Origin of the sequence: Serratia marcescens subsp. marcescens ATCC 13880 (genome assembly GCF_017299535.1) — a bacterium.
Classification (GTDB): Bacteria; Pseudomonadota; Gammaproteobacteria; order Enterobacterales; family Enterobacteriaceae; genus Serratia; species Serratia marcescens.
In genome coordinates this window covers 382,461-409,212 of the sequence record NZ_CP071238.1, presented here as the reverse complement: position 1 = coordinate 409,212, position 26,752 = coordinate 382,461, and the positions used below count along the sequence as shown (strand labels likewise).

General features: G+C 60.4%; 30 protein-coding genes and 2 tRNA genes. 6 read left to right on the top strand and 26 right to left on the bottom strand.

The window, feature by feature from the left end; translation table 11 throughout:
• Positions 1–52: 52 nt before the first annotated feature.
• Entirely contained in the window at positions 53–673 is a 621-nt protein-coding gene (bamJ, locus tag J0F90_RS01900; RefSeq protein WP_004933618.1) for a BamJ family beta-barrel-assembly machinery protein, read from the bottom strand.
• A gap of 267 nt (positions 674–940) precedes the next feature.
• Between bamJ and J0F90_RS01895 the strand changes: the two genes are divergently transcribed.
• A complete protein-coding gene (locus tag J0F90_RS01895; RefSeq protein WP_033638911.1) occupies positions 941–1,615 on the top strand; it encodes an OapA family protein in 675 nt (224 codons plus the stop codon).
• 3 nt (positions 1,616–1,618) lie between these two features.
• Here J0F90_RS01895 and J0F90_RS01890 read toward each other — a convergent pair whose 3' ends face one another.
• The 5 genes from J0F90_RS01890 to rpsF form a co-directional block, all read right to left on the bottom strand.
• Positions 1,619–1,972 carry a DUF488 domain-containing protein gene (locus J0F90_RS01890; protein WP_033638912.1) on the bottom strand — a complete coding sequence of 118 codons (354 nt, stop codon included), beginning with the start codon at positions 1,970–1,972 and terminating at the stop codon, positions 1,619–1,621.
• A 111-nt stretch (positions 1,973–2,083) separates the two neighbouring features.
• A complete protein-coding gene (gene rplI / locus J0F90_RS01885; protein WP_004933629.1) occupies positions 2,084–2,536 on the bottom strand; it encodes a 50S ribosomal protein L9 in 453 nt (150 codons plus the stop codon).
• Between the two features lie 39 nt (positions 2,537–2,575).
• Positions 2,576–2,803, bottom strand: a complete 228-nt coding sequence (gene rpsR / locus J0F90_RS01880; RefSeq protein WP_000135199.1) for a 30S ribosomal protein S18 — start codon at positions 2,801–2,803, stop codon at positions 2,576–2,578.
• Positions 2,804–2,807: 4 nt separating this feature from the next.
• A complete protein-coding gene (priB, locus tag J0F90_RS01875) occupies positions 2,808–3,125 on the bottom strand; it encodes a primosomal replication protein N (protein ID WP_049233092.1) in 318 nt (105 codons plus the stop codon).
• 8 nt (positions 3,126–3,133) lie between these two features.
• The gene (gene rpsF, locus J0F90_RS01870; protein ID WP_004933634.1) at positions 3,134–3,532 is read right to left on the bottom strand and encodes a 30S ribosomal protein S6; all 399 of its coding nucleotides are present in this window, start codon (positions 3,530–3,532) and stop codon (positions 3,134–3,136) included.
• Positions 3,533–3,768: 236 nt separating this feature from the next.
• Here rpsF and J0F90_RS01865 point away from each other — a divergent pair, with 236 nt between their 5' ends.
• Positions 3,769–3,975, top strand: coding sequence for a hypothetical protein (locus J0F90_RS01865; protein ID WP_126186680.1), 207 nt, complete (start codon positions 3,769–3,771; stop codon positions 3,973–3,975).
• 10 nt (positions 3,976–3,985) lie between these two features.
• Positions 3,986–4,252 carry a YdgH/BhsA/McbA family protein gene (locus tag J0F90_RS01860; RefSeq protein ID WP_033638913.1) on the top strand — a complete coding sequence of 89 codons (267 nt, stop codon included), beginning with the start codon at positions 3,986–3,988 and terminating at the stop codon, positions 4,250–4,252.
• 99 nt (positions 4,253–4,351) lie between these two features.
• Here the strand turns inward: J0F90_RS01860 and J0F90_RS01855 are convergent, their stop codons facing one another.
• Both J0F90_RS01855 and yjfP read right to left on the bottom strand, forming a co-directional pair.
• The gene (locus tag J0F90_RS01855; RefSeq protein WP_033638914.1) at positions 4,352–4,726 is read right to left on the bottom strand and encodes a hypothetical protein; all 375 of its coding nucleotides are present in this window, start codon (positions 4,724–4,726) and stop codon (positions 4,352–4,354) included.
• A 124-nt stretch (positions 4,727–4,850) separates the two neighbouring features.
• Positions 4,851–5,603, bottom strand: coding sequence for an esterase (yjfP, locus tag J0F90_RS01850; protein ID WP_033638915.1), 753 nt, complete (start codon positions 5,601–5,603; stop codon positions 4,851–4,853).
• 127 nt (positions 5,604–5,730) lie between these two features.
• Here yjfP and bsmA point away from each other — a divergent pair, with 127 nt between their 5' ends.
• Positions 5,731–6,039: a biofilm peroxide resistance protein BsmA gene (bsmA, locus tag J0F90_RS01845; RefSeq protein ID WP_033638916.1), complete on the top strand. Its 309-nt coding sequence runs from the start codon at positions 5,731–5,733 to the stop codon at positions 6,037–6,039.
• A gap of 123 nt (positions 6,040–6,162) precedes the next feature.
• Complete coding sequence (locus J0F90_RS01840; RefSeq protein ID WP_033633541.1) at positions 6,163–6,438, top strand: YdgH/BhsA/McbA family protein; 276 nt, start codon at positions 6,163–6,165, stop codon at positions 6,436–6,438.
• On the opposite strand, the gene J0F90_RS01835 is transcribed toward J0F90_RS01840, so the two are convergent.
• From J0F90_RS01835 to nnr, 16 genes are all read right to left on the bottom strand, one after another.
• A complete protein-coding gene (locus J0F90_RS01835; protein ID WP_016929354.1) occupies positions 6,435–6,833 on the bottom strand; it encodes a DUF350 domain-containing protein in 399 nt (132 codons plus the stop codon). The two genes, J0F90_RS01840 and J0F90_RS01835, sit on opposite strands and share 4 nt — an antisense overlap.
• 66 nt (positions 6,834–6,899) lie before the next feature.
• Positions 6,900–8,528: an isovaleryl-CoA dehydrogenase gene (locus J0F90_RS01830; RefSeq protein ID WP_033638917.1), complete on the bottom strand. Its 1,629-nt coding sequence runs from the start codon at positions 8,526–8,528 to the stop codon at positions 6,900–6,902.
• Positions 8,529–8,644: 116 nt separating this feature from the next.
• Positions 8,645–9,376: a 23S rRNA (guanosine(2251)-2'-O)-methyltransferase RlmB gene (gene rlmB, locus J0F90_RS01825; protein ID WP_004933653.1), complete on the bottom strand. Its 732-nt coding sequence runs from the start codon at positions 9,374–9,376 to the stop codon at positions 8,645–8,647.
• A 61-nt stretch (positions 9,377–9,437) separates the two neighbouring features.
• Positions 9,438–11,912: a ribonuclease R gene (gene rnr, locus J0F90_RS01820; protein WP_033638918.1), complete on the bottom strand. Its 2,475-nt coding sequence runs from the start codon at positions 11,910–11,912 to the stop codon at positions 9,438–9,440.
• A 59-nt stretch (positions 11,913–11,971) separates the two neighbouring features.
• Complete coding sequence (gene nsrR, locus J0F90_RS01815; RefSeq protein ID WP_033638919.1) at positions 11,972–12,397, bottom strand: nitric oxide-sensing transcriptional repressor NsrR; 426 nt, start codon at positions 12,395–12,397, stop codon at positions 11,972–11,974.
• A gap of 233 nt (positions 12,398–12,630) precedes the next feature.
• On the bottom strand, positions 12,631–13,929 hold the full coding sequence (locus J0F90_RS01810) for an adenylosuccinate synthase (protein WP_004933663.1): 1,299 nt from the start codon (positions 13,927–13,929) through the stop codon (positions 12,631–12,633).
• Positions 13,930–14,027: 98 nt separating this feature from the next.
• Positions 14,028–14,228 (bottom strand): DUF2065 domain-containing protein, encoded by a 201-nt coding sequence (locus J0F90_RS01805; protein WP_004933666.1) that lies wholly within the window; start codon positions 14,226–14,228, stop codon positions 14,028–14,030.
• A gap of 63 nt (positions 14,229–14,291) precedes the next feature.
• Positions 14,292–15,296: a protease modulator HflC gene (gene hflC / locus J0F90_RS01800; RefSeq protein ID WP_004933669.1), complete on the bottom strand. Its 1,005-nt coding sequence runs from the start codon at positions 15,294–15,296 to the stop codon at positions 14,292–14,294.
• 3 nt (positions 15,297–15,299) lie between these two features.
• Positions 15,300–16,550, bottom strand: coding sequence for an FtsH protease activity modulator HflK (hflK, locus tag J0F90_RS01795; protein WP_004933672.1), 1,251 nt, complete (start codon positions 16,548–16,550; stop codon positions 15,300–15,302).
• 68 nt (positions 16,551–16,618) lie between these two features.
• Complete coding sequence (hflX, locus tag J0F90_RS01790; RefSeq protein WP_004933675.1) at positions 16,619–17,899, bottom strand: ribosome rescue GTPase HflX; 1,281 nt, start codon at positions 17,897–17,899, stop codon at positions 16,619–16,621.
• A 98-nt stretch (positions 17,900–17,997) separates the two neighbouring features.
• A complete protein-coding gene (hfq, locus tag J0F90_RS01785; protein WP_004933678.1) occupies positions 17,998–18,306 on the bottom strand; it encodes an RNA chaperone Hfq in 309 nt (102 codons plus the stop codon).
• 114 nt (positions 18,307–18,420) lie between these two features.
• Entirely contained in the window at positions 18,421–19,362 is a 942-nt protein-coding gene (miaA, locus tag J0F90_RS01780) for a tRNA (adenosine(37)-N6)-dimethylallyltransferase MiaA (RefSeq protein WP_004933679.1), read from the bottom strand.
• Positions 19,355–21,238: a DNA mismatch repair endonuclease MutL gene (gene mutL, locus J0F90_RS01775; RefSeq protein WP_033638920.1), complete on the bottom strand. Its 1,884-nt coding sequence runs from the start codon at positions 21,236–21,238 to the stop codon at positions 19,355–19,357. Before mutL ends, miaA begins: the two co-directional genes overlap by 8 nt.
• 22 nt (positions 21,239–21,260) lie before the next feature.
• On the bottom strand, positions 21,261–23,057 hold the full coding sequence (gene amiB / locus J0F90_RS01770) for an N-acetylmuramoyl-L-alanine amidase AmiB (protein WP_033638922.1): 1,797 nt from the start codon (positions 23,055–23,057) through the stop codon (positions 21,261–21,263).
• A 7-nt stretch (positions 23,058–23,064) separates the two neighbouring features.
• Positions 23,065–23,535, bottom strand: a complete 471-nt coding sequence (gene tsaE / locus J0F90_RS01765; protein WP_025305017.1) for a tRNA (adenosine(37)-N6)-threonylcarbamoyltransferase complex ATPase subunit type 1 TsaE — start codon at positions 23,533–23,535, stop codon at positions 23,065–23,067.
• A gap of 10 nt (positions 23,536–23,545) precedes the next feature.
• Positions 23,546–25,060 carry a bifunctional ADP-dependent NAD(P)H-hydrate dehydratase/NAD(P)H-hydrate epimerase gene (nnr, locus tag J0F90_RS01760; RefSeq protein ID WP_033638923.1) on the bottom strand — a complete coding sequence of 505 codons (1,515 nt, stop codon included), beginning with the start codon at positions 25,058–25,060 and terminating at the stop codon, positions 23,546–23,548.
• Here nnr and queG point away from each other — a divergent pair.
• A complete protein-coding gene (gene queG, locus J0F90_RS01755) occupies positions 25,059–26,198 on the top strand; it encodes a tRNA epoxyqueuosine(34) reductase QueG (protein ID WP_016929367.1) in 1,140 nt (379 codons plus the stop codon). The two genes, nnr and queG, sit on opposite strands and share 2 nt — an antisense overlap.
• Positions 26,199–26,509: 311 nt before the next feature.
• Here queG and J0F90_RS01750 read toward each other — a convergent pair.
• Both J0F90_RS01750 and J0F90_RS01745 read right to left on the bottom strand, forming a co-directional pair.
• Positions 26,510–26,585 (bottom strand) — tRNA-Gly (locus J0F90_RS01750).
• 54 nt (positions 26,586–26,639) lie between these two features.
• Positions 26,640–26,715: transfer RNA gene (locus J0F90_RS01745), tRNA-Gly, on the bottom strand.
• Positions 26,716–26,752: the final 37 nt, after the last annotated feature.

Here is a 26,752-nt window from a genome sequence, read left to right as displayed (position 1 = left end):
GGCGCATAAAATAAGGGCGCCACGAAGGCGCCCAGAACAATCCTCGGTGGGATTACAGGATTTCCAGCAGCTCGACGTCGAACACCAGCGCGCTGAACGGCGGAATGGACGCGCCTGCGCCACGCTCGCCGTAGGCCAGGTTGTGCGGGATATACAGCTGCCATTTGGAACCGACCGGCATCAGGGTCAGCGCTTCGATCCAGCCTGGGATCACGCCGCTGACCGGGAATTCCGCCGGCTGGCCGCGCTCAACCGAGCTGTCGAACACGTCGCCGTTGATCAAGCGACCGGTGTAGTGCACACGCACGCGGTCCTGACGGGACGGGATTGGGCCGTTGCCCTGCTCCAGCACGGAGAACTGCAGGCCAGACTCGGTCAGCGTCACGTCGTCGCGCTTGGCGTTGTCGTCCAGGAATTTCTGGCCTTCAACCGCCATCGCCTGCTGGCGCTCGCGGCGCACCGCGTCAGCACGCTCGTGGATTTCACGCAGCGCACGGTGCACCACGTCTACCGGAACCGCCGGGGCATTCCCTTCCAGCGCGTCACGCAAACCCGCCAGCAAAGCTTCCGGTTGCAAACCTTCCAGCCCGGACTCTTGCAGCTGCTGGCCTACCTGTAAACCAATCCCGTAACTTGCTTGCGCTTCAACGCTGTCAAAAGAAGGGGTTGTCATGGGGTTTTCCTTAAGTCTGTAAAAAGTCGAAAGCGCAGCATAACAGCGCGTCAATGCCGGGTAAAATCTTGTGTGGAGAATGATGACTTTTGTCGTAGAAAAAGAAACAATAACCTTCTGTTAACGCCCGCAGCCGCAAACCCCGGCCCTGCCGCTCAGCCGCCTTTCACTTCAATCAGTTAGCGGACTATACTGAAGGCAGGATATCGGGCAGGCGACGCGCTTGCCGCGCCGCACTGATTATTACGCCGTCGAAGAGAGGTCACCATGGGCAGAATCGCGCCCAGGAGAAGGAAAACCACCCGCATCTACCAGCCGCTGCTGCGCACCTGGCTGAACATCAGCCAGCGCCTGAAACCCGGCGCCGCACCCACGCAGGAAGACGCGGAACCGCCATCGGAGCCGCCATCGGCCAACGACAAAATGCAGCGGGTCAAAGCGCTGCTGATTAAAGTCTGGCATCTGCCGGACGGTTTCCATTGGATGGAACCGCTGCCCTACTTTCACCGCCGCTGGGTGCTGATCTTCGGCATCATCCTGCTGCTGGCGTTGCTGTGGCCCTACTCGCCCGAAAGACAGCCGTTCCCGGTCTCTCAGCAGGAAACCAGCGTGCCGCTGCAGGCCGAGCTGCAAAACGGCGGAAGCGCCGCCACGCCCGCCAACGAGCCGACGCCGGCGGGCAACTGGCAGCGTTATCAGATCCAGCCCGGCCAGACCCTGGCCCAACTGTTTCGCGACAACAATCTGCCGGTGAATGAAGTGTTCGCCATGGCGCAGGTGGAAGGCGGCGACAAGCCGCTGAGCAACATGAAAGCCGGCCAGGAAGTGCGCATTGAACGCGACGCCAACGGCGTGATTAGCGCACTGTCGGTCACCACGGCAGACAATAGCCAGGCGCTGTTCCGCCGCCAGGCCGACGGCAGCTACCGCCGGGAACGCTAATCTCTACAGCTGCGCCAGCAGAAACTCGCGCAGCACCACGCCCTGGTTGTGCTCGGTATCTTTACTGCCATACAGCAGCGTCAGCGCGTGCCCCTGCCGTAACAGCGCCACCAGCGGCTGCCAGGCGTCGTTGGCCGCCAGCTGTTGGCGGTATCGCGTCTCAAAGGCTTCCCACTGGTCGGTATGCTGATGGAACCACTTGCGCAGCTCGTCATCCGGCGCCACCTGTTTCAACCACTGCACGCCCGTCAACCGCTCTTTGCTGATGCCGCGCGGCCATAGCCGGTCTATCAGATAACAATGTTCCGGCGCCGGCGCGCTGAAATCGTAAACCCGCTGTAGCGTAATCGTTGCCATCGCACGCTCTCCTTTTCATTCCGTCTTCAAGCGTAGCGCGTTTTGCCGGGCGCAGAAAAGCAAAACGCCAGCGCGAGGCTGGCGTTTTAACCGGGTTAACAGCAGCGTAAATTACGCTTCTGCAACCACAACTACATTCAGCTGTGCGAACACGTCGCTGTGTACCTGGAAGTGCACTTCGTGCTCGCCAGTGGTACGCAGAACGCCGTTCGGCAGACGAACTTCGCTCTTGGCAACTTCAACGCCTGCCGCAGTCACTGCGTCAGCGATGTCGCGGGTGCCGATAGAGCCGAACAGTTTACCTTCGTCGCCAGATTTGGAAGCGATGGTGACTGAACCCAGTTCGTTGATCTTGGTTGCGCGAGCTTCAGCAGCAGCCAGAACGTCAGCCAGTTTGGCTTCCAGTTCAGCACGGCGTGCTTCGAAGAACTCAACGTTTTTCTTGGTAGCAGGAACAGCTTTGCCCTGTGGTACCAGGAAGTTACGAGCGTAGCCCGCTTTAACGTTAACTTGATCACCCAGGCTGCCCAGGTTTGCTACTTTATCAAGCAGAATAACTTGCATTACCTTATCCTCTCAAAGTCGTTAATGGACAGTGGCCGATTACTGATGACGATCAGTGTACGGCAACAAAGACAGGTAGCGCGCGCGCTTGATAGCACGGGCCAGCTGGCGCTGATATTTTGCACGAGTACCGGTGATACGGCTCGGTACAATTTTACCACTTTCGGTGATGTAGTTTTTCAGCGTAGCGATGTCTTTATAGTCAATCTCTTGAACGCCTTCCGCGGTGAAGCGGCAGAACTTGCGACGACGGAAATAACGTGCCATTTGGCTAGTCTCCAGAATCTATCAATTCAATCTGCTCGGCATGCAGAACCAATTTGCTCAGCCCGTTGCGCCCTTGATGGCAGCTTACAAAGCCTTGCACGGTAATCTGACTGCCGACCGTTAATCTTTGAGTTAGTGCTTGTGACTGTTGTCCGCTGACAACCACGGGCATTCGGCACCATGCTTGTCTGCTGAATCCGGCTTCCATCTGCTGCGAACGGTGCTCTAGCACAAATTGGCAGTGCGGTATCCCGGAAGGACTCACTTTTCGAACCGGCGCCTTGCACACAGTGCCCGACAAAACCAGACGATTAGCCGTCACGGCGGCAATTACTCTTCAGAATCCCCAGCATCTGCATCATCTGCGGTTTCGTTAGCGAAGTCTTCGCGGCGATCGCCACGACGTTCGTCTTTCGCTTTAACCATCGGAGATGCTTCAGTTACCGCGTGCTTAACGCGCATAACCATGCTGCGGATAACGGCGTCGTTGAAGCGGAAGTTAGTTTCCAGCTCATCGATCGCTTCCTGCGGCGCTTCAACGTTCAGCAGAACGTAGTGAGCTTTGTGCAGTTTGTTGATCGGATAAGCCAGCTGACGGCGGCCCCAGTCTTCCAGACGGTGAATCTGACCTTGCGCGTTAGTGATGGTAGCACTGTAACGCTCGATCATGCCCGGAACCTGTTCGCTTTGGTCAGGATGGACCATAAAAACGATTTCGTAATGACGCATCGAATTGCTCCTTACGGATTATTCAGCCTCCTGTCAGGGTCAACCGCGGCCCATGGAAGCAAGGAACGTGTTTAGTGTGCGGCTGAAAAATGACGCGTAATCATACTGACGCAGGGCGGGAAACTCAAGGACTGCGTGGGTTTTATTCGCGTTAATGCGAGGCGCTATGGGAAATAGCACGATTTGCTCGTGAGTGAACCTATGTACGCCGATCCATCAGTTTCAAAAATCTTTCAATGAAATCAGCGCTGAGTCACAAATCTATTTCATTTTTTTTGAAAGATGCCTTCAAAACACCCCGCTTTTTAATCGCCGGCAACGGACTAAAATTAACCATATCCGCCGCAGACAGCGCGACGAAAAAGATCCCAGGTTATTCAATGCAGATAAATGACTTTTTGCCGCAGCGACACTCGCTGTCAGGCCGTAACGGCAAAAAGTAAGAGAGGCACTATGAAACGCATCATTCTCGCGACGGCGCTTGCCGCCCTGTTCTCCGCCAACGTGATGGCCGCGACAGAGATCTCCTCGCACCAGGCCGATCAACGCCAGAGCGTTGGCTTCGTCACCCTGAACCAGAACGTGGTCTCGCCGGATGACGCCAGCAGCCAGGTCAGTAAAATCGCCGATCAACGCGGCGCAAGCTCTTATCGCATCATCGCCCTGCACGAACCGGGCGACAACAGCACGATGCACGTTAGCGCCGAGCTGTACCGTTAAAAAGACGCGCCACGCCAGGGAAATCCCCAGGGCTTCATCAGAAAGCCCGTTCAGTTCGCACCGGAGCGCCGCCTGTCGGGCGCTCCACTTCCTCACCCATCACAGTTTGAGCAACGTCGGCGCGCTGAACGCCTTGCCCGGATTGTGCAATTGCAGCGCCGTCCGCAGATAGTTTGTCCGTACCTGCAGCAGTTCAGCGCTTTCCTCCAGCGTCGCCCGCTGCTCGAAGGAGAGCGAGCCGGCCTTCGCGGTTTGCGTGGCCGCCGCTTTCGGCGCGGAGGCGAACAGCGCCGTCATGTTTTGCACCGTCTGCGCGGTGATGCGCGACAGCGGATGCGCCTTGTTTTGCCGCGCCTTGCCGTCGGCTGCCCCCAGCATCTCGCTGAAGGCCGCTGAGTTAAGCTCGGCGCGCGCTTTCATCGTTCCCGCCAGCCCGCGCGCTGTCTCGGCCGTATTGCTGATACCCTTTATCATGCTCTCCGCTCCTTGCTGCCCCTGAAAGAACTCACGCTGACATTCTCCTCCGACATGCATGAAACAATGCCCGAAACAGCCCGCACAGAGCGGCGCAATTCCATGCATCGTGCCCGTCGGCGCATCACAGTTCGCGGCGGAAAAAGTCGGCCGTGGCGGACAGCGCCAGCGGCGTGATGCGGTGCTTCACCCCCGATTCGATGAGCGATGTCAAACGACCGTCCGCGCCTTGCCGCCGCAGTTCAGCCGCCAAACGCTGGCTGTCAGCCGCCGGCACCACGTCGTCCGTCTCGCCGTGCCACAGCAGCAGCGGCCGCCCGGCAATCGTCTCCAAACGCCCTTCCAGCTCATACTCCGCCAACACGGCGGTGCGCGCCGCAAACGCCGCCGGCGAGAGCGCCTCGCCCTCTTCGTCCAACGGCGGATACAGCGTTTGCGCCAGCGAACGGTAATAACCTGAGCCCATCAGGCTGGCGGCCGCCCGGATCCACGGGAAGCGCGCGAAGGCGCCGAGCGCGGTCATGCCGCCCATTGAGGCGCCGGCGACGCCGATGCGTCCGTCGGCTATCAGGCCAAGCCGCTCAAAATGCGCCTTGATCTGCGGCAGTTCGTCGATATTGCTGCGCAGGATCTCCCAGAACGACGCCAGGCGCCGCGTCTCATCGCCGTCGAACCGCTCGCCGTGCCGATCGGCATCCGGCAGCACCGCCCGAAAACCGGCGCGCGCCAGCGCATAGGCGAAGTAGGCGTACACCTCTTTCGACGAGGTATAACCATGGCAGAAGAACACCGTCGGCAGCGGCCGATGATACTGCCCCGCCGGCACCGCATGGATCACCGCAATATCGCCCACCCGCTCGTCATGAATTTCAATCATCCGCTCATCCTCAACTCACCTGTTGGCATTCATCATGACAAACTTGCGCCAGCCAGCGTTAGCTCAATCTGTTCCAGCTTATATTGCGTTACACTGAAGCCATCGCACCGGCTCTTTCGAGGTTCCCATGACGTTTGTCCGCACACTCATCGCCCTGACGCTGGCCGCACAGCTTTCCGCCTGCGGCATCATGACCACCACGCCGAAACCGCCGCCGCCGCCCACCGCACAGGCGCAGGAGATCGTCCGCGCGCAGACCGCCAAACTGGTGAAAATCGGCACCGTCACCGCCGTGGTACGCGGCAGCCCGATGGACGTGGAAGCGGAGATCCAGCGCAAGGCCACCGCCGCCGACGCCCGTTATTACGTGATCATCATGAACAGCGAAACCGTCGTGCCGGGTCAATGGTATTCCCAGGCGCTCCTGTATCGTTAAGGCGGGGATTGTTTAAGCAGATTTACACTGGCTTTGCACTGGCTGAAGAAGGGTGTTGCACACTGAGGGACAGCATGCCGCATGTTGCGGGTGTCGATTCAGGATCTGACGAAGGGGAACGCCATGAAACGCTCCACCGCACTCACCTCCCTCCTGCTTTCCATGGGATTGCTCAGCACCGGCGCACAGTCCGCCGAGCTGGCGCCCGCCGATCGCGTGACGCCGCTCAGTGAAATCGCCGAGATCACCTTCAGCGATCTGCCCGGCTCGCCGCAGGAAGCGGAACTGGCCATCGCCCGCACCGCCGGCCAACACGGCGCCAGCTATTACCGCATCCTGCGGATGGAAGAGCAGGCGCACCCGCTTGGCTGGCGCGCCTCCGCCATCTTATACCTTTAGTAGCTCATGCAAGCCGCATTCAACACGCCGCCGCTAACGGAGACGCCCCCCAGGAAAATCCCGGCGGCCAGGTGATTCGCTTCGATCTTTTCGCTGATGCGCGGCATGTAGATCTTCACGGCCGCGAACAGCAGCAGTTGCACCACCAGCGCCACTACGCCCCACAGCAGGTAATCCAGCAGGCTGATCGAGTTGATCGCCGCGCTGGCCAGCGGGATCACATACCCCAGGCAGGCGCCGATAAAAGCAAAGGCGGCGGATTGATTATCGGCCTTGATCAACGCCCATTCGTCGTGCGGGGTGATGCGGGTATAGACGAACAGAAACACCAAAATCATGGCGAAACCGCTGAAGAAGTAAGAGGCGAACGCCGCCAACGCGCTGAGAATATCCATGTGCATTTTCCTGTCAGAGTGAGGCTGAATTAAAAAGGTTTTCGCCGCCGCGCGCCACCCTTTTCCCTAACCGCCGATGGCGCGGTTCAGCAGCAGTTCGCACACCTCGGCCGACAGCAGGCTCTCGCCGCGATGATCCAGCGTCAGATGACACCAAGCATCGGCGATCTGCGGGCTGGCGTGCTGCAGCAGCTGTGCGGCGCAGCACAGGTCGAACAGCTGTTGAGTGAGCAGCCGCCCCATCTCCTCACTCGGTTGCCGGGCGCGCTGCTGCCACTGCCGCCAGGCGCGATCGAACAACCGATTCTGGCCGCGCACCGGCTGCAGCTCGAACTGCAGTATCTCGAGCGCGCCCGGCAGTTTGTGCAGGCTGCGCAACACGTCCAGGCACATGATGTTGCCGGAACCTTCCCAGATGCTGTTCACCGGCATCTCACGATACAGGCGCGGCAGTTCGCTCTCCTCACAGTAACCGATGCCGCCCAGCACCTCCATCGCCTCGGCGATGAACGGCATGCCCTGGCGGCAGATGCTGTATTTGGCCGCCGGCGTCAGCAGGCGGCTGTAGATCAGCTCGCCCTCATTGCTGCGGCTTTCCCAGGCGCGGGCCAGCCGGAACAGCAGCGCGGTATGCCCTTCCAGCCGCAGCGCCATGCGCGCCAGAACCTGACGCATCAGCGGTTGTTCGATCAAGAGCTTACCGAATGCCTGCCGCTGCAGCGCATGATACAGCGCCACCGACAGCCCGCGGCGCATCAGGCCGTGGCTGCCCAGCGAACAGTCGAAACGGGTCAGGCCGCCCATCTTCAGGATATGCCGCACGCCGTCGCCCTCATCGCCCAGCAGCCAGGCCGTGGCGTCCTGAAACTCCACCTCGCTGCTGGCGTTGGAGCGGTTGCCCAGTTTGTCTTTCAGCCGCTCCAGGCGAATGGCGTTGCGGCTGCCATCCGGCAAAATGCGCGGCAGGAAGAAGCAGGACAGCCCGCCTTCGGCCTGCGCCAGCACCAGGTGCGCATCGCTCTGCGGCACCGAGAAGAACCACTTGTGCCCCACCAGCCGGTAGGCTTCGCCCGGCCCACGCGCGCCGAGCGGCGCGGCGGTGGTGGTATTGCTCAAGACATCGGAGCCGCCCTGCTTCTCTGTCATACCCATGCCGATCAGCAGACCGCGCTTTTGCCCGCCAGGCAGCAGGTGAGCGTCATAACGATCCGACAGCAACGGGGTCAGCCAGGAACGGAATTCCGCCGGTAACGCCTGCAGCAACAGCGGCGTGGCGCCGAAGGTCATGGTCACCGGGCACAGCGTGCCGGCCTCGACCTGCGCATGCAGCATAAAGCGCGCGGCGCGCGCCACGAAGGAACCGATGCGCGCATCCTCCTGCCAGGGCAGATTGTGCACCCGATTGGCGATCAGCCCCTGCATCAGAATATGCCAGGCGGGGTGAAAGCGAACATCGTCCAACCGCTGGCCGGTGGCGTCATAGCGCAGCAGCTCCGGCGGGTTGGCGTTGGCCAAGCGCCCCAGCTCCAGCGACTCTTGCGTGCCGAGCTGCTGGCCCAGCGAAGCCAATACCTCGGCGTCCCAACCGCCTTGCTCGCGCTGCAACGCTTCGCGCAGCGGCGTATCGGAGAGAAACAGGTTGCTGTTGCCCAGCGGCTTGGGTTGGTTAAAAACGGTGTGCGTAGTCCAGACCATGAGAGTGCTCCCTGAAAAAAGCGTCAGGGATAAGTATGGTCGGCGCAGAGATTTCTGCCGCAGGCGGGATCACAAGAGAGGGAATTAACGGGGGCAGAGCGCCCCCGTCAGGAGAATCAGCCGCGCTGACGCACCGCTTCGAACAGGCAGATGCCGGTGGCGACCGACACGTTCAGCGAAGAGACGGTGCCGGCCATCGGGATGCTGATCAGCTCGTCGCAGTGTTCGCGGGTCAGGCGACGCATGCCTTCGCCTTCCGCGCCCATCACCAGCGCCATCGGGCCGGTCATTTTGCTTTGATACAGCGTATGATCGGCTTCGCCGGCGGTGCCCACCACCCAGACGTTCATCTCTTGCAGCAGACGCAGCGTGCGCGCCAGGTTGGTCACGCGGATCAACGGCACGTTTTCGGCGGCGCCGCAGGCCACTTTCTTGGCGGTGGCGTTCAACTGGGCGGAACGGTCACGGGGCACGATCACCGCGTGCACGCCGGCCGCGTCGGCGCTGCGCAGGCAGGCGCCGAGGTTGTGCGGGTCGGTCACGCCGTCCAGCACCAGCAGGAACGGCGTCTCCACGCTTTCCAGCAGGCCCGGCAGATCGTTCTCCTGATACTGGCGCCCTTCGCGCACCCGGGCGATGATCCCCTGGTGCACCGCGCCTTCAACCTTGTCATCCAGCCATTGACGGTTCGCCACCTGGATCACGATGCCGGTCGCTTCCAGCTCGGCGATCAGCGGTTGCAGACGGCGATCTTCGCGGCCTTTCAGAATAAACACTTCCAGGAAGCGTTGCGGGTCGCGCTCTAACAGGGCTTTGACGGCGTGGATGCCGTAAATAATTTCGCTCATGATGCTCTTTTAAATTCGTGCGGCCGGCGATAACCGGCCGATGATAACGATGTGCGGCAGGTTAGGCCTGCTCGGCACCTTTCTTCTTGGCTGCGCGCTTGGCTTTGGTCGCCGCCGCGATTTTCCGCGTTTTGTCGGACGCTTTCTTGGCTTTCTTCTTCGCCTTCTTCACGTTGTCCGCGGGCTTGGCGTCATCCTGCTTGCGGAAGGCGCTGTCCGGCTCGAAGTTGGCCGGCGGTTTGCCGCCGCGGCGCTTGCCGCGCCCCGCGCTACCGTTGTCGCGCAGCGTGCGCTGGCCGCCCTTCTTGGCGCGATCGCGCTCGGTTTTGCCTTCACCGCGCGCTTTGCGGGTGCTGGATACCAGTGCGAAATCGATCTTGCGCTCGTCCATGTGCACCGCGTCCACGCGGATCTCCACCGTATCCCCCAGGCGATAGACCGTGCCGGAAGATTCGCCGATCAGGCGCTGGCCGATATTATCGTAGCGATAGTAATCATTATCCAGCGTTGATACGTGCACCAGCCCGTCGATGAACAGATCGTTCAGGCGCACGAAGAAGCCGAAGCCGGTCACGCTGGAGATGATGCCGCTGAACACTTCACCGACGTGATCCTGCATGAAGTCGCACTTCAGCCAGTCGGCGACGTTGCGCGTCGCTTCGTCCGCGCGGCGCTCGGTCATCGAGCAGTGTTCGCCCAGCTGCAGCATCTCTTCGAACTCGCTGTGCCAGCCGCCGGTCGGCGTCCAGCGCTCTTTCTGCTCGCCGTGTTCTTTGGCCAACTGATATTTGATCGCGCGGTGCAGCGCCAGATCCGGATAACGGCGGATCGGCGAGGTGAAGTGGCCATAAGACGCCAGCGCCAGGCCGAAGTGGCCGCGGTTTTCCGGATCGTAAATCGCCTGCTTCATCGAACGCAGCAACATGGTTTGCAGCATTTCGTGGTCAGGGCGCTCGGACACTTCATCCATCAGCACCGCATAGTCCTTCGGCTGCGGCTTGTTGCCGCCGCCCAACGTCAGCCCCAGCTCGCTCAGCACGCTGCGCAGCGCGGAGATGTGGTCGTCGCTCGGACGATCGTGCACGCGGTAAAGCGCCGGCTCGTTGCGTTTCTCGACGAAGCGCGCGGCCGCCACGTTGGCCATGATCATGCACTCTTCGATCAGCTTGTGGGCGTCGTTGCGCACCGTCGGCTCCACGCGCTCGATGCGGCGTTCGGCGTTGAAGATGAATTTGGCTTCTTCGGTTTCAAACGCGATGCCGCCGCGCTCGGCGCGCGCCTTATCCAGCACCTTATACATGGCGTGAAGCTCTTCCAGGTGCTTGACCAGCGGATGGTAATGCTCGCGCAGCTCCTGATCGCCCTGCAGAATGTGCCACACCTTGTTGTAGGTCAGGCGGGCGTGAGAGCTCATCACCGCCTCGTAGAACTTGGCCGTCGACAGGCGCCCCTGGGCGGAGATGGTCATTTCGCACACCATGCACAGACGATCGACCTGCGGGTTCAGGGAGCACAGCCCGTTGGACAGCACTTCCGGCAGCATCGGGATCACCTGCGACGGGAAATACACCGAGTTGCCGCGGCTGCGCGCTTCATCGTCCAGCGCGGTGCGCGGGCGCACGTAGTAACTGACGTCGGCGATCGCCACCCACAGGCGCCAGCCGCCGCCGCGTTTTTTCTCGCAGTACACGGCGTCATCAAAGTCGCGCGCGTCTTCACCGTCGATGGTGACCAACGGCAGCTTGCGCAGATCGACGCGGCCCTTCTTGGCCGCTTCCGGCACCTGTTCGCTGAGATCGGCTACCTGTTTTTCCACCTGCGGCGGCCAGGTATGCGGGATCTCATGGGTGCGCAGCGCGATGTCCACCGCCATGCTGGTGCCCATCTTGTCGCCGAGGATCTCGACGATCTTGCCGACCGCCTTGGTGCGGCGGGTCGGGCGCTGAGTCAGCTCCACCACCACCATAAAGCCCATGCGCGCGCCGCTGACGCTGTCCGCCGGGATCAGAATATCGAAGCTCAGACGGCTGTCGTCCGGCACCACGAAGCCGGTACCGGCATCCATGAAGAAGCGGCCGACAATCTGGCTGGTTTTCGGCACCAGCACGCGCACGATGCGCGCTTCGCGGCGCCCTTTGCGATCCGCGCCCAAGGCCTGCGCCAGCACCACGTCACCGTGGATCGCCATTTTCATTTGTTCGGCAGACAGGTACAGATCGTCTTTGCTGCCTTCAACGCGCAGGAAGCCGTAGCCGTCGCGGTGGCCGATCACCGTGCCGCGCAGCAGATCCAAACGTTCCGGCAGCGCGTAGCACTGGCGGCGGGTAAACACTAACTGGCCATCGCGCTCCATGGCGCGCAGGCGGCGGCGCAGCGCTTCCAGCTGTTCTTCGCCGCTGAGGCCCAATTCGTTGCCCAGTTCTTCGCGGCTGGCCGGCGTTTCTCTTTTCGCCAAATGGGCCAGGATATATTCACGGCTGGGGATAGGGGATTCGTATTTTTCTGCTTCTCGTTCCAGGAATGGATCTTGTGACATTGCGGTTCCTCCGTTGTCATCAGCAGGATGACGTTGAGCCTTGTCTTCTCAACGTCGTTTTATTCGACAAGCAATAGCTTGTAGAGCGGCGGATTGTCTTCGACCATGTCGGCCAACGTATGCTTATCCAGCTCTTCAAGGAAATTCTGTACGCCCTGGTGGAGCACCTGCTTCAATCGGCAGGCAGGGGTAATGTGGCAAAACTCACTGCTGCAGTTAACCAGCGCAAGCGGCTCCAGCGCCCGCACCACGTCACCGAGGCGAATGCTCTCGGCCGGTTTGCCCAAACGTATGCCGCCATGCTTGCCGCGCACCGCCGTGACAAAACCTACCCGGCTCAACTGATTGATGATCTTCACCATATGGTTGCGAGACACGCGATAAACCTCAGTCACTTCCGAGATGCTGGTCATCTTGTCCTGCGGCAACGAGGCCATGTAGATCAACGCCCGCAGGCCATAATCAGTAAAACTTGTTAACTGCACATCTTACCTCTGGGTATCACTTTACCCGTCTGATACGCCGCTTTTCGGCGCTATTCAAAAGATTACTCATTGGATAATAAACCAGCCGGAGAGTTCGTCGCTAATTATTTAGCGAATCCCGCGCCCTAAGGCGGGTTTATGAAAGGATTTTTTGACGTGAAACCGCAATCGGAGGGAGTCAGGATAAAAACAAACCGGGACGCGCCCGGTTTGTTTAATGCCGCAAAGCCTGATTATGCGTCGAACGGGTCGCGCAGGATCATGGTTTCGCTGCGATCCGGGCCGGTAGAGATGATGTCTACCGGTACGCCGGTCACTTCTTCGATGCGCTTGATGTAGTTCAGCGCAGCCTGAGGCAGCTTGCTGTGCTCTTTCACGCCAAAGGTGGTTTCGCTCCAGCCCGGCATGGTTTCGTAGATAGGCTCAATGCCTTCCCAGCCTTCAGCCGCCAGCGGAGTGGTGTCCACTTCGCGGCCGTCCGGCATGCGGTAGCCCACGCAGATCTTCACTTCTTTCAGGCCGTCCAGGACGTCCAGTTTGGTCAGGCAGAAGCCGGACAGGGAGTTGATCTGCACGGCGCGGCGCACCGCTACCGCGTCCAGCCAACCGGTACGACGACGACGGCCGGTGGTGGCGCCGAACTCGTTACCCTGCTTGCACAGGTATTCGCCGGTTTCATCGAACAGTTCAGTTGGGAACGGACCTGCACCCACGCGAGTGGAGTAGGCTTTCACGATGCCCAGCACGTAATCCACATAACGCGGGCCGATGCCGGAACCGGTAGCCACGCCGCCGGCGGTGGTGTTGGAAGAGGTCACGTACGGATAAGTACCGTGGTCGATATCCAGCAGGGTGCCCTGAGCGCCCTCGAACATGATCAGGTCGCCACGCTTGCGCGCGCCGTCCAGCAGTTCGGAAACGTCAACCACCATGGCGGTCAGGATGTCGGCGATAGACAGCACGTAGTCCAGCGTCGCCTGATAATCGACGGCGTCAACTTTGTAGTAGTTGACCAGCTGGAAGTTGTGGTAATCGACGATCTCTTTCAGCTTAACGGCGAAGGTTTCTTTGTTGAACAGGTCGCCGACGCGCAGGCCGCGACGAGCCACTTTATCTTCGTAAGCCGGGCCGATGCCGCGACCGGTGGTGCCGATCGCTTTCGCGCCGCGCGCTTTCTCACGCGCGTTATCCAACGCAACGTGGTAAGGCAGGATCAACGGGCAAGCTTCAGAGAGTAACAGACGTTCGCGTACCGGGATGCCACGCGCTTCGAGTTCACCCATTTCTTTCATCAACGCGTCCGGCGCCAGAACAACACCGTTGCCGATGATGCTGGTGACGTTTTCACGCAGAATACCTGAAGGAATTAAATGAAGGACGGTTTTTTCACCGTTGATTACCAGAGTGTGGCCAGCGTTATGGCCACCTTGGTAGCGCACAACATATTGAGCCCGTTCAGTCAGCAGGTCTACAACCTTGCCTTTACCTTCGTCACCCCATTGGGTGCCCAGTACGACGACGTTCTTACCCATTTTTCAAAATCACCGATTGCTTAAAAATGGATTCTACCACCGTAATTTTCGATTTTCAGCACTTTTAGCATACGATTGCATAAATTTTGGGCTAGACTTTAAAGACCCGTGCGGCCGCTCAACATGTAGTAGATCACGCAGCCCGCAACCACTATTCCACCGCCAAATCGCCGCAGCGTCGCGTCCGGCAGCTGCGACATCGCCACAATCATTTTGCGCCAGGCCTGCGGAAACAGCATCGGCCCCAATCCTTCCAGCACCAGAACCAGCCCGAGCGCCAGCCAAATCGTTGAGTTCATGCATCCCCCAAAAACGAGAAAGGGCCCGCGTAAACGGGCCCTCGATCAGATTGCCTGCCGCGCTTATTTGCGCAGGGTATCAGGCGACTTCATGTAGCGGAAGAAATCGCTGTCCGGGCTCAGTACCAGCACGTCCTGGTTGTCCTTGAAGCTGGCTTCATAGGCGCGCAGGCTGCGGATAAAGGCATAGAAATCCGGATCCTGGCTGAACGCGTTGGCGAACAGCTTGGCCGCTTCGGCATCGCCTTCACCGCGGGTGATACGCGCCTGACGCTCGGCTTCCGCCAGGGTACGGGTCACTTCGTAATCCGCGCTGGCGCGCAGCTTCTCGGCTTCTTCCTGGCCCTGCGAGCGCAGACGACGGGCTACCGCTTCACGCTCGGCGCGCATACGCTGGTAGATGGCGTCGGACACTTCGGCCGGCAGGTTGATCTGCTTGATACGCACGTCGATCACTTCGATGCCCAACGCCGCCATGCTGTTCGGGTTCACCTGCGGCTGTTTGCCGGTGGTTTCCCGCTCAACGCGCGCCGCCGCAGAGGCGATAGCGTCATCGGCTTCGGTGGTCGCCACCTCTTCGCCGTCACCCACGGTGCCGGTGTTCAGCGCGTCACGCACGTCAGACATCAGCTTGCCGCGCGAGTCGGTCACGATGTCTTTCACGTCCAGACGGCCAATTTCGGAACGCAGACGGTCGCTGAACTTGCGTTTCAGCAGCACTTCGGCCTGGGAGACGTCGCCGCCCCCGGTCGCCAGGTAGTAACGGCTGAAGTCGCTGATGCGCCACTTCAGATAGGAGTCGACGATCAGGTCTTTCTTCTCGCTGGTCACGAAGCGATCGGCCTGGTTGTCCATGGTCTGGATGCGCGCATCCAGGTTCTTCACGGTCTCAATGAACGGGATCTTGAGATGCAGACCCGGCGCATACACCAGCGGCTTGTTTTCGCCGTCGCGCAGAACCTTGCCGAAGCGCAGCACGATGCCGCGCTGGCCTTCCTGCACCACGAACAGCGAAGCGTACAGCACCACCAGCACCGCGAGGACAATAACTACAAAAGACTTACGCATTGATTACTCTCTCCCTACGCGAGTGGTGTCGTCACGCTGCGCATTCGCCCGGCGCTGATCCATAACCGATCCGCCGCTGGTGCGCGGAGTGCTGCTGTTGGCAGCCGGCGCAGGATTCGGATTGAGGCGAATCAGGCTGGTATCCTTGTTGCCGCTCTCCGCCGCCGCGCCTTGGCCGCGCAGCATCTGATCCAGCGGCAGCACCATCAGGTTGTTGCCTTTGTCGCTCACCAACACCTTACGGGTATGGCCCAGCACTTTTTCCATGGTTTCGATATACAGACGCTCGCGGGTGATCTGCGGTGCGGACTTGTATTCCGGCAACAGCTTGGCAAAGCGCGCCACCTCACCCTGAGCTTCCAGGACGGTACGGTCCTTATAAGCCTTGGAGTCTTCCAGCAGACGCTGCGCCTGGCCGTTCGCACGCGGCTGAACTTCGTTGGCGTAAGCTTCCGCTTCACGGATGTATTGCTGCTCATTCTCACGCGCGGCGATCGCATCGTCGAACGACGCCTTCACCTCTTCCGGCGGACGCGCCGCCTGGAAGTTGACGTCCAGCAGCGTGATGCCCATGTTGTAAGGACGGATGGTCTCTTCCAGCATGCGCTGCGTATCGTTACGCACCACGGTACGGCCTTCGGTCAGGATGCGATCCATCGAGTACTTGCCGATTACGCCGCGCAGGGCGCTGTCGGTCGCCTGGCTCAGGCTGTCGTCGGCATTGACGACGCTGAACAGGTACGCTTCCGGGTTGGTCACGCGGTACTGCACGTTCATTTCCACGCGCACCACGTTTTCATCGGAGGTCAGCATCACGCCGGACGCCGCCAATTCGCGCACGGATTCCACGTTCACCGGACGCACGTCGTCGATGAAGGTCGGCTTCCAGTTCAGGCCCGGCTGCACCAGATGGCTGAACTTGCCGAAACGCGTCACGACGCCGCGCTCGGCTTCCTTGATGGTGTAGAAGCCGCTAGCGGCCCAGATCACCACCACGGCGACCGCCGCGATACCGATAATGCGGCCGCTGAAGCCCGGGCCAGAGGTGCCGGTGCCGCCGCTATTGCTGTTGGAGCCTTTGCCCCCGCCGAAACCGCTCAATTTCTTGCTCAGTTTGCGGAAGATATCGTCCAAATCAGGTGGCCCTTGATCACGACCGCCTTTGTTGTTACCGCCAGAGTTGCCGCCATTATTATTGCTGCTCCCCCACGGGTCGCGGTCCTGTCCGTTATTACCGGGCTGATTCCACGCCATGTTTTAGCTCCATATTCTGTGATTGGGTACTTCAGGCTTTCGCGAAGCATAAATGTAACAGGATATGATCATACGATAAAGTCAATCAGGTCCTGTTCTTGCTTGCAGAGACGACGCCATTCGACGATCGGCATTCGCACCACCACGCCAATGCTGCCGTCTTCTTCGTTCCACTCTTTTTCAATCGCCTGAAGCTGGTAAAAACGGCTGCGAAGACGGCCTGCCCGTGGCGGTAAGCGCAATTCGTAATGCGCGATCTCCCCCGATAAGCGCTCCGTCAACGCCTGATACAGCAACGGAATACCCTCTCCGCTGGCGGCGGACAGCCACACCCGGATCGGCAGGTTTTCGTCGTTGCGGTCGATACGCGGCACAAAATCGTCCAGCATATCTATTTTGTTCATCACTAACAGTGTAGGAATTTCATCCGAGTCTATCTCCGCCAGCACGGTGTTCACCGCTTCGATGTTCTCATCGACGCGCGGATCTGCGGCATCGATGACGTGCAGCAGCAGAGATGCCTGGCGCGTTTCCTGCAGCGTCGCCTTGAAGGCGGCCACCAGATCGTGCGGCAGGTGCCGGATGAAGCCTACGGTATCCGCCAACACGGTATCCCCCACGTCCGGCACGTCAATGCGCCGCAACGTAGGATCCAGGGTGGCAAATAGCTGGTCCGCCGCATACACCTCGGCAGACGTTATTCGGTTAAACAAGGTGGATTTGCCGGCGTTGGTGTAGCCCACCAGCGATACGGTCGGCACATCGGCACGGGTCCGCGCGCGTCGGCCTTGTTCACGCTGCTTTTCTACCCGCTCCAGGCGGCGCAGAATCAAGCTGATGCGATCGCGCAACAGGCGACGGTCGGTCTCAAGCTGGGTTTCCCCCGGCCCGCGCAGGCCAATCCCCCCTTTTTGCCGCTCCAGGTGCGTCCAGCCGCGTACCAGACGCGTGGCGATGTGACGCAACTGCGCCAGCTCCACCTGCAGCTTACCTTCATGGGTGCGGGCACGCTGGGCGAAGATGTCTAAAATCAGCCCGGTGCGATCGATCACCCGGCATTCGCACAGGCGCTCGAGGTTTCTTTCCTGCGCCGGGGAAAGGGAATGATCAAACAGGACAACAGACGCGCCGCTGGCTTTCACCGCATCTGCAATTTCTTCGGCCTTTCCTTCGCCGACAAAGTACTTCGGATGCGGGGCTTTGCGGCTACCAGTCACCACTTGCAAAGCTTCGACACCGGCTGAGGAGACCAGCGATTCGAACTCGTTGAGGTCTTCCGTATCTTTGTCTTGCGAGAAATAGATATGAACCAGTACGGCCTGCTCACCGGCTTCATAACGGTCAAACAAGCGTGCAACCTCTCAAACGGACACTCACCGTGAGTTTGGGGGACATAAACAGCCCGCGGCTGCTTATGCTCCCCGTCATGGTTGACTTGCAACGCGCTTTATTCAGCGTCATCGCTTTCCTGCTGCGGCTGTTGCTGCGCAGACGGATTGTTGCCATGGTGATAGTTGCTTGAACCGCCGCTCGGGTTGTTGCTGTGATGCGACACCGGACGTGACGGGACAACGGTAGAGATAGCGTGCTTGTACACCATCTGGCTAACCGTGTTCTTCAACAGGATGACAAACTGGTCAAAAGACTCAATCTGGCCTTGCAGCTTAATACCATTCACCAAATAAATAGAAACCGGAACACGTTCACGACGCAATGCGTTCAGGAACGGATCTTGCAAAGATTGCCCCTTAGCCATTCTATCTTTTCCTTATTTGCTTGTTGTTTGTAACTAAGAACCTGTCGGCTCTAAAATAAACGACGTAAAAAATTTGCGCGCTGAATACTCAGCAATTGTACACAATCACCCAACCTATGCACTAACAACCTGTGTCACCGAGTCCAAAGCCTCTCCCGGCTTTTCACTGTCCAACCAATGGACCGACTCCCAACCCCGTAACCAGGTCATTTGGCGTTTAGCCAACTGACGTGTTGCGCAAATACCACGATAAACCATCTCATCGTAACTAATTTCACCAGACAAGTATGACCACATCTGGCGGTAACCGACACAGCGAATGGAGGGCAAGTCCGTATGCAAATCACCCCGTGCGAAAAGTGCACGCGCTTCCGTCTCAAAACCCGCCGCCAACATTTGATGGTACCGCAGCTCGATGCGTTGATGGATCAACTCACGGCTGGTCGGCGCTATCGCAAATTGGTGAACTTGATACGGCAACGATTCACCCGAAATTTTAGTCAGTTCCGTTAAAGTTTTACCCGAAATAAAAAAAACTTCCAGTGCTCTGGACAGTCTCTGCGGATCATTCGGATGAATTCTCAATGCCGCGACCGGATCGATCGCCTGTAACTGACGGTGCAACGCCTCCCAGCCCTGCTCCGCCGCTTGCCGTTCGATGCGCTCGCGCACCGCGGGATCGGCGGACGGCAACGGCGACAATCCTTCCAGCAACGCCTTGAAATACAACATGGTGCCGCCCACCAACAGCGGAATGCGGCCGGCGGCGGTGATGTCGGCCATCTCTTTCAGCGCATCGGCGCGGAACTCCGCGGCCGAGTAAGCTTCGGCGGGATCGCGAATATCGATCAGCCGATGCGGCGCCTGCGCCAATTCTTCGGCGCTCGGCTTGGCGGTGCCGATATCCATGCCGCGGTAAATCAGCGCGGAATCGACGCTGATCAGTTCCACCGGCAGGCGTTCGCGCAGCGCGATCGCCAGCGCGGTCTTGCCCGAGGCGGTCGGCCCCATGATGAAAATAGCCGGGGGACGTGGTGTCATTTCAGTGTCAGTCATGCTTGAGGGCCGCCAGTGCGGCCTGTAAATCAACGGGTTGTAAAAGTCCGCTCGGTGGCGATTTGACCAGCTGCGGGCAAAGTCGTTCAACGTCGGTCAGCAATTGTATCGCTTGCGAGGTGTTCCACTGTTCATGTTCGCTGCCAAGACGGCGAGCGAGCCAGGTGGCCAGCACCGCGGGCGACATCTCCTGATGTTCGGCCAGATAGCCTAACAGTTCGGGTATCAGTTTTTGTAAATTTTGTTGGCGTAATGGTAAAGGCACTGCGCGCAGCGTCACACGGCCGTGATCCGCCTGCAGCTCCAGCCCCATCATCGTCAGCAGCGCCTGATGCCGCGCGATGGCCGCCGCTTCGCTCTTTTCCAACGTCAGCTTGACTGGGATCAGCAGCGGCTGCGGCCGCAGCCCTTCCGTCGGCGGGTTGAGCTGCGCCTGACGCAGCCAGCGCTCGGCCACCGTAAGATTGAGCAACGCCGGCTGCTGGCGCTGTTCAATCAACGCATAACACGGCGGATGGATCATCAACACCCGGCCAAAACTGTGCTGGCCGCCCGCCAACGGCGTTTCCGCTGCGGCTTTCGCCGGCGGGAACAGCGGCGGCTTGATCGAGACTTCCGGCGCGGCCTCGGCCGGCGGCTCGGCGGCGGGCTGCATCAGTTTACCGTACAGCTCGCCTTCGCGTTTCTGATAACCGCCCGCCGCTTGCCAGCTCGGCTGCGGCGGCCGCTCGCGGGCGGTGCCGGCCGGTGGCGGCGTTTCACGGCGCGGCGCAGGCTGAGAAAAATGGTTGCCGCCGGCGGCGACGCGGTTTTCCTGCTGCCAGACCGGCGCGGGCGCTTCGTCCGGCGTTTCCGCCAGCGACAGCGACGGAGTCTGACCGGCCTGTTGCAGCACGGTGGTCACCGCCTGGTAGATAAAATCGTGCACCAGCCGCGCCTGATGGAAACGCACCTCGTGCTTGGCGGGATGCACGTTGACGTCCACCTGGTGCGGATCGACCTCCAGATACAGCACGTAAGCGGGCTGCTGATCGTCCTTCAACTGATCCTGATAGGCCTGACGAATGGCGTGATTGATCAAACGATCGCGCATCATGCGGCAGTTGACGTAACAATACTGCATTTCACCCAGCTGGCGCGCCCCGGCCGGATCCGCCACCCAACCGCGGATGCTCAGATCGCCGTGCTGCCAGTCGATGTTCAGCGCATGCTGCAAAAACGCCGGGCCGCAGATGCTGCCCAAACGGCGCTCGTGCTGGCTTTCTTCCTTCGCCGCTCGGTATTGGCAGATCAGTTTGCCGTTGTGGCTGAGGTTGATCGCCACATCGAAGCGCGCCAGCGCGATGCGCCGCACCACTTCATCGATATGGCCGAATTCGGTTTTCTCGGTACGCATGAACTTGCGGCGCGCCGGGGTGTTGTAAAACAGATCCAGCACTTCCAGCGTGCTGCCGACCGGGTGCGCGGCGGGTTTGACCGTCACCGCCTGCTCGCGCCCTTCGGCATAGGCTTGCCACGCTTCGCTCTGGTCGGCGGTGCGCGACGTCAGAGTCAAACGGGACACCGAACTGATGCTGGCCAGCGCTTCGCCGCGAAAACCGAGGCTGACGATCGCCTCCAGGTCGTCGAGCGTGCTGATTTTACTGGTGGCGTGCCGCGCCAGCGCCAGCGCCAGATCGTCCTTGCCGATACCGCAACCGTTGTCGCGAATGCGGATCAGCTTGGCGCCGCCGCGTTCGATATCGATATCGATGCGCGTCGCACCGGCGTCCAGGCTGTTTTCCACCAGCTCTTTGACGACCGACGCGGGGCGTTCGACCACCTCTCCGGCGGCGATCTGGTTGGCGAGCTGTGGCGGTAACACCTGGATAGGCATGCTGACTCCTGTAGCGGTGGCGCTAGGCCTGCGGAATGGTCAGCGTCCGATCCAGCGGCGCGACGTCCGACTTCAGATTATTGACCCGTTTCAGATCGCCGACGCTGACCCCGTAGCGGGAAGCGATGGAGGACAGCGTATCTCCGCGGGCCACTTTATGTTTAGACGGCCTTTTCGCCGGCGTTTTCGCTTTGGCGACGGCGGTGACGGCGGCGGTTTTCCCCGCCGGCACCTTCAGGCGTTGCCCGACCCACACGCCGTCTTTCTTCAGTTTGTTCAGATCCCGCAGCGCCGCCATGGTGGTGCCGTAGCTGTCGGCGATGCCGGACAGCGTCTCCGCCCGTTTCACCACGTGGATCTGGGTCTTGCCGCTAACGCTGCGGCTCGCGCCGGCCGGGCTGACGATAGGCTCCGGCTGACGCACGTCTGGTGTTGAGGTGTTAACCGCCGCTGCGACGTCCAGCGGTCGGTTTTCCACCTTTGGGTCGGCTTGCAGCGGATGCGCCAGGAAGTAGCTGCGCAGGCCGTTATGAATGGCCTTGGCAATCTTCTCCTGATACGCGCTACTGCCCAGCAGCCGCTCCTCCGTGCTATTACTGATAAATCCGGTTTCCACCAGCAGCGATGGAATATCCGGCGAACGCAGCACGCCCAGGCTGGCGTGTTCCGGCCGGCGTTTATGCAACGATCCGACGCTCTGCAGCTGCTGCAGCACTTTCACCGCCACGTCGTACCCGACGCGCTGCGAGTGACCGAACTGCAGATCCAGCACCGCCTGGCTCAGATAAGGGTCGGCCTGGCTATTGGCCAGCAAATCGCCGGCGCCGCCGAGCAGCTCAGACTGCTTCTCATGCTGTTCGAGCCAACCGGCCATTTCGCTGTTGGCGCGGCGATTGGACAGCACCCAGACGGAAGCGCCGCTGGCGCTGCGGTTTGGCGCGGCGTCGGCATGGATGGAGACCAGCACGTTGGCGCCCTGTTTACGCGCAACGTCGGAACGCCCCATCACCGAGATGAAATAGTCACCGTTACGCGTCAGCACCGGTTTGAACTGCGGGTCGGCGTCCAGCATCGCCTGCAGGCGACGCGCGATGGCGATGGTGACATTCTTTTCTTTCAACCCGCTCGGGCCGATGGCCCCCGGATCCTGGCCGCCGTGGCCGGCGTCGATCGCCACCACCACCCGATCGCCGGAACCGGCGGAAACGCGGCTGCTGCGCGGCGTGACCTCAGTGGCGGTGCCTGCGACCACGGTCTGTTTTTGGGTAAAGGGATTCGATCCCGTCGGCGCTTTGCGCAGCGGCGGCTCCGGCGCTTCACGCACCGCGACCGGCGCCTGACGCGGCGGTTGACTGACGGCGACCGGCGGAGGCGTTTGCACCGGCGCTTTACGCGCCACGATATTGGCGCCGCCTTCGGCCGAAATGGTGAACACTACGGTATGCACGCCGCCGTTCTGGCGAGTGGAAACGCGGGTTTTGGCGCGCTGGGTCAGATCAAACACCAGGCGCACGCTCTGAGCGTCTTTCGGCGCGCTGGAGCGAATGCTTTTCACCAGGTTTTGCCCGCTGAAATTGAGCGGAAGACCGCCGACCTTGCCCTTCTGATTAACGTCCAGCACCACCCGTTCCGGGCCGTGCAGCGGGAAAAACGCATAGTCCGGCGGACCATTGAAGCTCACCGACACCGTCGCTTCGCGTTGGGCGTTCGACACTTTGATATCGGACAGCGAGGACGCCGCCAGCGCGTTCAACGCGCCGAGCGGCCCCAGCACGGCGATCAGCATGATGACCGCAAATTTTTTCAACACCTGCGTCATTGCAGCATCATCCCTGTGATCCATGAATGCGGTCTAACAACTGGCTGCCGTATGCGGAAATCGCCTCAATCTTCGCCTCTCGCCCCTCGCCCTGATAGCTGAGGTGCAGCGCCAGGTCCGGCTCCGGCAGCACGCCGGTACCCTGCTGCGGCCATTCGACCAGGCAGATGGCGTCTTGCGCGAAGTAATCGCGAATGCCCATGAATTCAAGCTCTTCCGGATCGGCCAAGCGATACAGATCGAAGTGATACACCGCCAACGGCTGCAAGGCATAGGGCTCTACCAGCGTATAGGTCGGGCTTTTGACGTTGCCCTGATGCCCCAACGCCTGCAGGAAGCCACGGCTGAAGGTGGTTTTACCGGCGCCCAGGTCGCCGTAGAGATAGATGACGCTGGCGCGATCGCAGGCCTTGGCCAAAGTGGTGCCCAAAGCGACAGTCGCTGCCTCGTCCGGCAGAGGTAAAACGAGTTCTTTCATTCGATAAAGTCTATTTTGCCCACTCAGGATTAACGAAATGAAGGATGTCCGGCAGTAAATCGGTCGCCAACATGCCTCTTGTTCCTTGTCTTTCCGCTACGCGATCGCCGGCCGCGCCATGCACGACGCAGCCCGCACAGGCGGCATCATACAGCGGGAGCTTTTGCGCCAGCAAACCGCCGATGATGCCCGACAGCACATCGCCCATGCCGCCGGAGGCCATGCCGGCGTTGCCGACGTCGGCGATCGCCATCTGCCCCTGCTCATCGGCGATCAGCGTACCGGCGCCTTTCAGCACCGCCACACCGCCGTAGCGCGCCGTCAGCTTGCGCACGGCAAGTAAGCGATCACTCTCGATGTCAGCAGTGCTGCAGCTCAACAGCCGCGCCGCCTCTCCAGGATGCGGAGTCATCACGCGATTCTGCCGTTTCTCGGGATTTAATGCCAGCAAGTTCAGCGCATCGGCGTCCCACAAGGCTGGTTTATCGCTGGTTTGCAGCACGCTCAAGGCGTTTTTGCCCCACTCAGCCTGGCCCAGCCCCGGGCCAATCACCAGCACATCCGCCCATTGCATCGCCTGCCGCAGCGTCGCCTCGTCCAGCGCCTGCGCCATCAGCTCCGGCCTGGCCGTCAGCAGCGGCGCAACATGATCGATGTGAGTAAGCACTCGCACCAATCCAGCCCCGCTGCGCAGCGCCGCCTCCGCCGCCATGCGAATGGCGCCACCGAAACCGCTATCGCCGCCCACCAACAGCAGGCGGCCATGCTCGCCCTTATGAGCGCAAGGACGGCGCGGATGCAGCCAGCGCGGCAACACCTCGGCGGTAAGCCGCTGAATCTGCTCCGGTTGCCTTGCCAACCAACCCGATAAGCCTAGCGCATTCTGATGAAGTTGCCCGACCCAGTCACGCGCCTGGCCGGTCAGCAACCCCGGTTTGAGGCCGATGAACGTGACGGTGTGCGCGGCACGCACCACCGCGCCTGGCGCCGCGCCGCTTTCCGCCAGCAGGCCGGACGGAATATCGAGCGCCACCACCGGTGCCGAATGGCGGTTGGCGGCCTCGATCAGCGCGTCGTAAGGCGCACGCGGCGCGCTGCCCAGACCAGTGCCCAGCAGGCCGTCGATGATGAGCGAAACAGACGCCGGCCAGCGGCTGTTCGCCGGCAGAATGTCGCCGCCTGCTGCTTGCCAGGCCTCGCGAGCCGCTGCGGCTTCCGGTGGCAAAGGACGTGCGCCTTCGCAGGCGATCAGCGTCACCTGCACGCCCGCCGCCTTCGCCAGACGCGCCACCACATAGCCGTCGCCGCCGTTGTTGCCGTGGCCACACAGCACCAGCCAGTGGTCGCGGGAAGGGTACGCGTTGCGCGCCAGCGCGTAGGCCGCCTGACCGGCGCGCTGCATCAAATCGTAAAGAGAAATACCGAGCGAGGCCGCCGCCGCGGGTTCCGAGCGACGGATCCAATCCGCAGGCCAGACAGAGTGTGGTAAACTGTCAGCGTATGCTTTTTCACTGTGGCCCGTCATGACGCACCCCCTCGATCTTCATCAACTCGCCCAACATATCAAGCAATGGGGGCAATCGCTAGGATTCCAGCAGGTTGGCATCTGCGATACCGATCTGAGCCTTGAAGAGCCGAAGCTGCAGGCCTGGCTCGACAAGCAGTACCACGGCGAGATGGAATGGATGGCGCGCCACGGCATGTTGCGCGCACGCCCTCACGAACTGTTGCCGGGCACGCTGCGAGTGATCAGCGTACGCATGAACTACCTGCCGGCCAAGGCGGCGTTCGCCAGCACCTTGCAAGATTCGCAGTTGGGCTACGTCAGCCGCTACGCGCTGGGGCGTGACTATCACAAGCTGTTGCGCCAGCGCCTGAAAAAACTGGGCGATCAGATCCAGGAATACTGCGGCGAGTTGAATTTCCGCCCCTTTGTCGATTCTGCGCCGGTGATGGAGCGCGCGCTGGCCGCCAAGGCGGGCATCGGATGGGTTGGTAAACACTCACTAATTCTCAACCGCGAAGCCGGATCGTGGTTTTTCCTCGGCGAATTGCTGATCGATCTGCCGCTGCCGGTGGATCAGCCGCAGGAAGAACAGTGCGGCCGCTGCGTCGCCTGCATCACCACTTGCCCGACCGGCGCCATCGTCGCCCCCTATACCGTCGACGCCCGGCGCTGCATCTCCTACCTGACCATCGAGCTGGAAGGCGCGATCCCGGAAGAATTCCGCCCGCTGCTCGGCAACCGCATCTACGGCTGCGACGACTGCCAGCTGATCTGCCCGTGGAATCGCTTTTCGCAGCTCACCGACGAAGACGATTTCAGCCCGCGCGCCGCGCTGCATGCGCCGCAGCTGATCGATCTGTTCAACTGGACAGAAGAAAAATTCCTGCGCATCACCGAAGGCTCGGCGATACGCCGCATCGGCCACCTGCGCTGGCTGCGCAATATCGCCGTAGCGCTGGGCAATGCGCCTTATGAAGACGGCGTCGTGCTCGCGCTGCGCACGCGTTTGGGCCAGGACAGCATGCTGGACGAACATATCCACTGGGCGCTGGCGCAACAGCTCGCCCGCCGCGAAGCGCAGGGCATCGAGGTGCAGACGGCACAGAAAAAACGGCTGATACGGGCTGTGGAAAAAGGTTTGCCGAGGGACGCCTGACGGCGTGCGCCGCGCGGGCTTATCGCCGGAAGACTCACTCTGTGGATTTGTGCATAAAAATAAAAACACGTTGTCTTTCAACTGCAACAAAAAGAGCAAGTGATCGGCATAACGTTTTGGGATAAATAAATAAGCATATAAATCAAATAGATAAATATTTAATTTGTATGACGTTGATTTTTCAGGCAGGCGAGTTTATGTGCAGAGGCTGTGGATAACTCTGTTCACAACATTTTTAGCAGGCGTGTAAAACGGGACAAAAATCCGCGCCGGATAAGGCGTTGGACTTGAGTTTGAAACGAAGAGAAAATTGGAGCGGGAAACGAGACTCGAACTCGCGACCCCGACCTTGGCAAGGTCGTGCTCTACCAACTGAGCTATTCCCGCATAGAGATGCTTTTGGCATCCGGTCACCAAACACTGGCGTGACCTTTGAATTTTTGGAGCGGGAAACGAGGCTCGAACTCGCGACCTCAACCTTGGCAAGGTTGCGCTCTACCAACTGAGCTATTCCCGCGTCGCATAGGTACTGCTTGATACTGCTTTATTTATTC

What these genes read in the sequence shown, in the direction of transcription:
- J0F90_RS01895 (WP_033638911.1), top strand. Translation starts at nt 941, where the DNA reads ATGGGCAGAATCGCGCCCAGGAGAAGGAAAACCACCCGCATCTACCAG.
- bamJ (WP_004933618.1), bottom strand. Translation starts at nt 673, where the DNA reads ATGACAACCCCTTCTTTTGACAGCGTTGAAGCGCAAGCAAGTTACGGG.
- yjfP (WP_033638915.1), bottom strand. Translation starts at nt 5,603, where the DNA reads ATGATTGAAATTCATGACGAGCGGGTGGGCGATATTGCGGTGATCCAT.
- miaA (WP_004933679.1), bottom strand. Translation starts at nt 19,362, where the DNA reads ATGACTGACACTGAAATGACACCACGTCCCCCGGCTATTTTCATCATG.
- rnr (WP_033638918.1), bottom strand. Translation starts at nt 11,912, where the DNA reads ATGTCACAAGATCCATTCCTGGAACGAGAAGCAGAAAAATACGAATCC.
- tsaE (WP_025305017.1), bottom strand. Translation starts at nt 23,535, where the DNA reads ATGAAAGAACTCGTTTTACCTCTGCCGGACGAGGCAGCGACTGTCGCT.
- J0F90_RS01890 (WP_033638912.1), bottom strand. Translation starts at nt 1,972, where the DNA reads ATGGCAACGATTACGCTACAGCGGGTTTACGATTTCAGCGCGCCGGCG.
- bsmA (WP_033638916.1), top strand. Translation starts at nt 5,731, where the DNA reads ATGACGTTTGTCCGCACACTCATCGCCCTGACGCTGGCCGCACAGCTT.
- hflK (WP_004933672.1), bottom strand. Translation starts at nt 16,550, where the DNA reads ATGGCGTGGAATCAGCCCGGTAATAACGGACAGGACCGCGACCCGTGG.
- J0F90_RS01860 (WP_033638913.1), top strand. Translation starts at nt 3,986, where the DNA reads ATGAAACGCATCATTCTCGCGACGGCGCTTGCCGCCCTGTTCTCCGCC.
- J0F90_RS01855 (WP_033638914.1), bottom strand. Translation starts at nt 4,726, where the DNA reads ATGATAAAGGGTATCAGCAATACGGCCGAGACAGCGCGCGGGCTGGCG.
- J0F90_RS01840 (WP_033633541.1), top strand. Translation starts at nt 6,163, where the DNA reads ATGAAACGCTCCACCGCACTCACCTCCCTCCTGCTTTCCATGGGATTG.
- queG (WP_016929367.1), top strand. Translation starts at nt 25,059, where the DNA reads ATGACGCACCCCCTCGATCTTCATCAACTCGCCCAACATATCAAGCAA.
- J0F90_RS01830 (WP_033638917.1), bottom strand. Translation starts at nt 8,528, where the DNA reads ATGGTCTGGACTACGCACACCGTTTTTAACCAACCCAAGCCGCTGGGC.
- rpsR (WP_000135199.1), bottom strand. Translation starts at nt 2,803, where the DNA reads ATGGCACGTTATTTCCGTCGTCGCAAGTTCTGCCGCTTCACCGCGGAA.
- rplI (WP_004933629.1), bottom strand. Translation starts at nt 2,536, where the DNA reads ATGCAAGTTATTCTGCTTGATAAAGTAGCAAACCTGGGCAGCCTGGGT.
- rlmB (WP_004933653.1), bottom strand. Translation starts at nt 9,376, where the DNA reads ATGAGCGAAATTATTTACGGCATCCACGCCGTCAAAGCCCTGTTAGAG.
- mutL (WP_033638920.1), bottom strand. Translation starts at nt 21,238, where the DNA reads ATGCCTATCCAGGTGTTACCGCCACAGCTCGCCAACCAGATCGCCGCC.
- J0F90_RS01865 (WP_126186680.1), top strand. Translation starts at nt 3,769, where the DNA reads ATGAAATCAGCGCTGAGTCACAAATCTATTTCATTTTTTTTGAAAGAT.
- amiB (WP_033638922.1), bottom strand. Translation starts at nt 23,057, where the DNA reads ATGACGCAGGTGTTGAAAAAATTTGCGGTCATCATGCTGATCGCCGTG.
- rpsF (WP_004933634.1), bottom strand. Translation starts at nt 3,532, where the DNA reads ATGCGTCATTACGAAATCGTTTTTATGGTCCATCCTGACCAAAGCGAA.
- hfq (WP_004933678.1), bottom strand. Translation starts at nt 18,306, where the DNA reads ATGGCTAAGGGGCAATCTTTGCAAGATCCGTTCCTGAACGCATTGCGT.
- J0F90_RS01810 (WP_004933663.1), bottom strand. Translation starts at nt 13,929, where the DNA reads ATGGGTAAGAACGTCGTCGTACTGGGCACCCAATGGGGTGACGAAGGT.
- J0F90_RS01805 (WP_004933666.1), bottom strand. Translation starts at nt 14,228, where the DNA reads ATGAACTCAACGATTTGGCTGGCGCTCGGGCTGGTTCTGGTGCTGGAA.
- J0F90_RS01835 (WP_016929354.1), bottom strand. Translation starts at nt 6,833, where the DNA reads ATGGATATTCTCAGCGCGTTGGCGGCGTTCGCCTCTTACTTCTTCAGC.
- hflC (WP_004933669.1), bottom strand. Translation starts at nt 15,296, where the DNA reads ATGCGTAAGTCTTTTGTAGTTATTGTCCTCGCGGTGCTGGTGGTGCTG.
- nnr (WP_033638923.1), bottom strand. Translation starts at nt 25,060, where the DNA reads ATGACGGGCCACAGTGAAAAAGCATACGCTGACAGTTTACCACACTCT.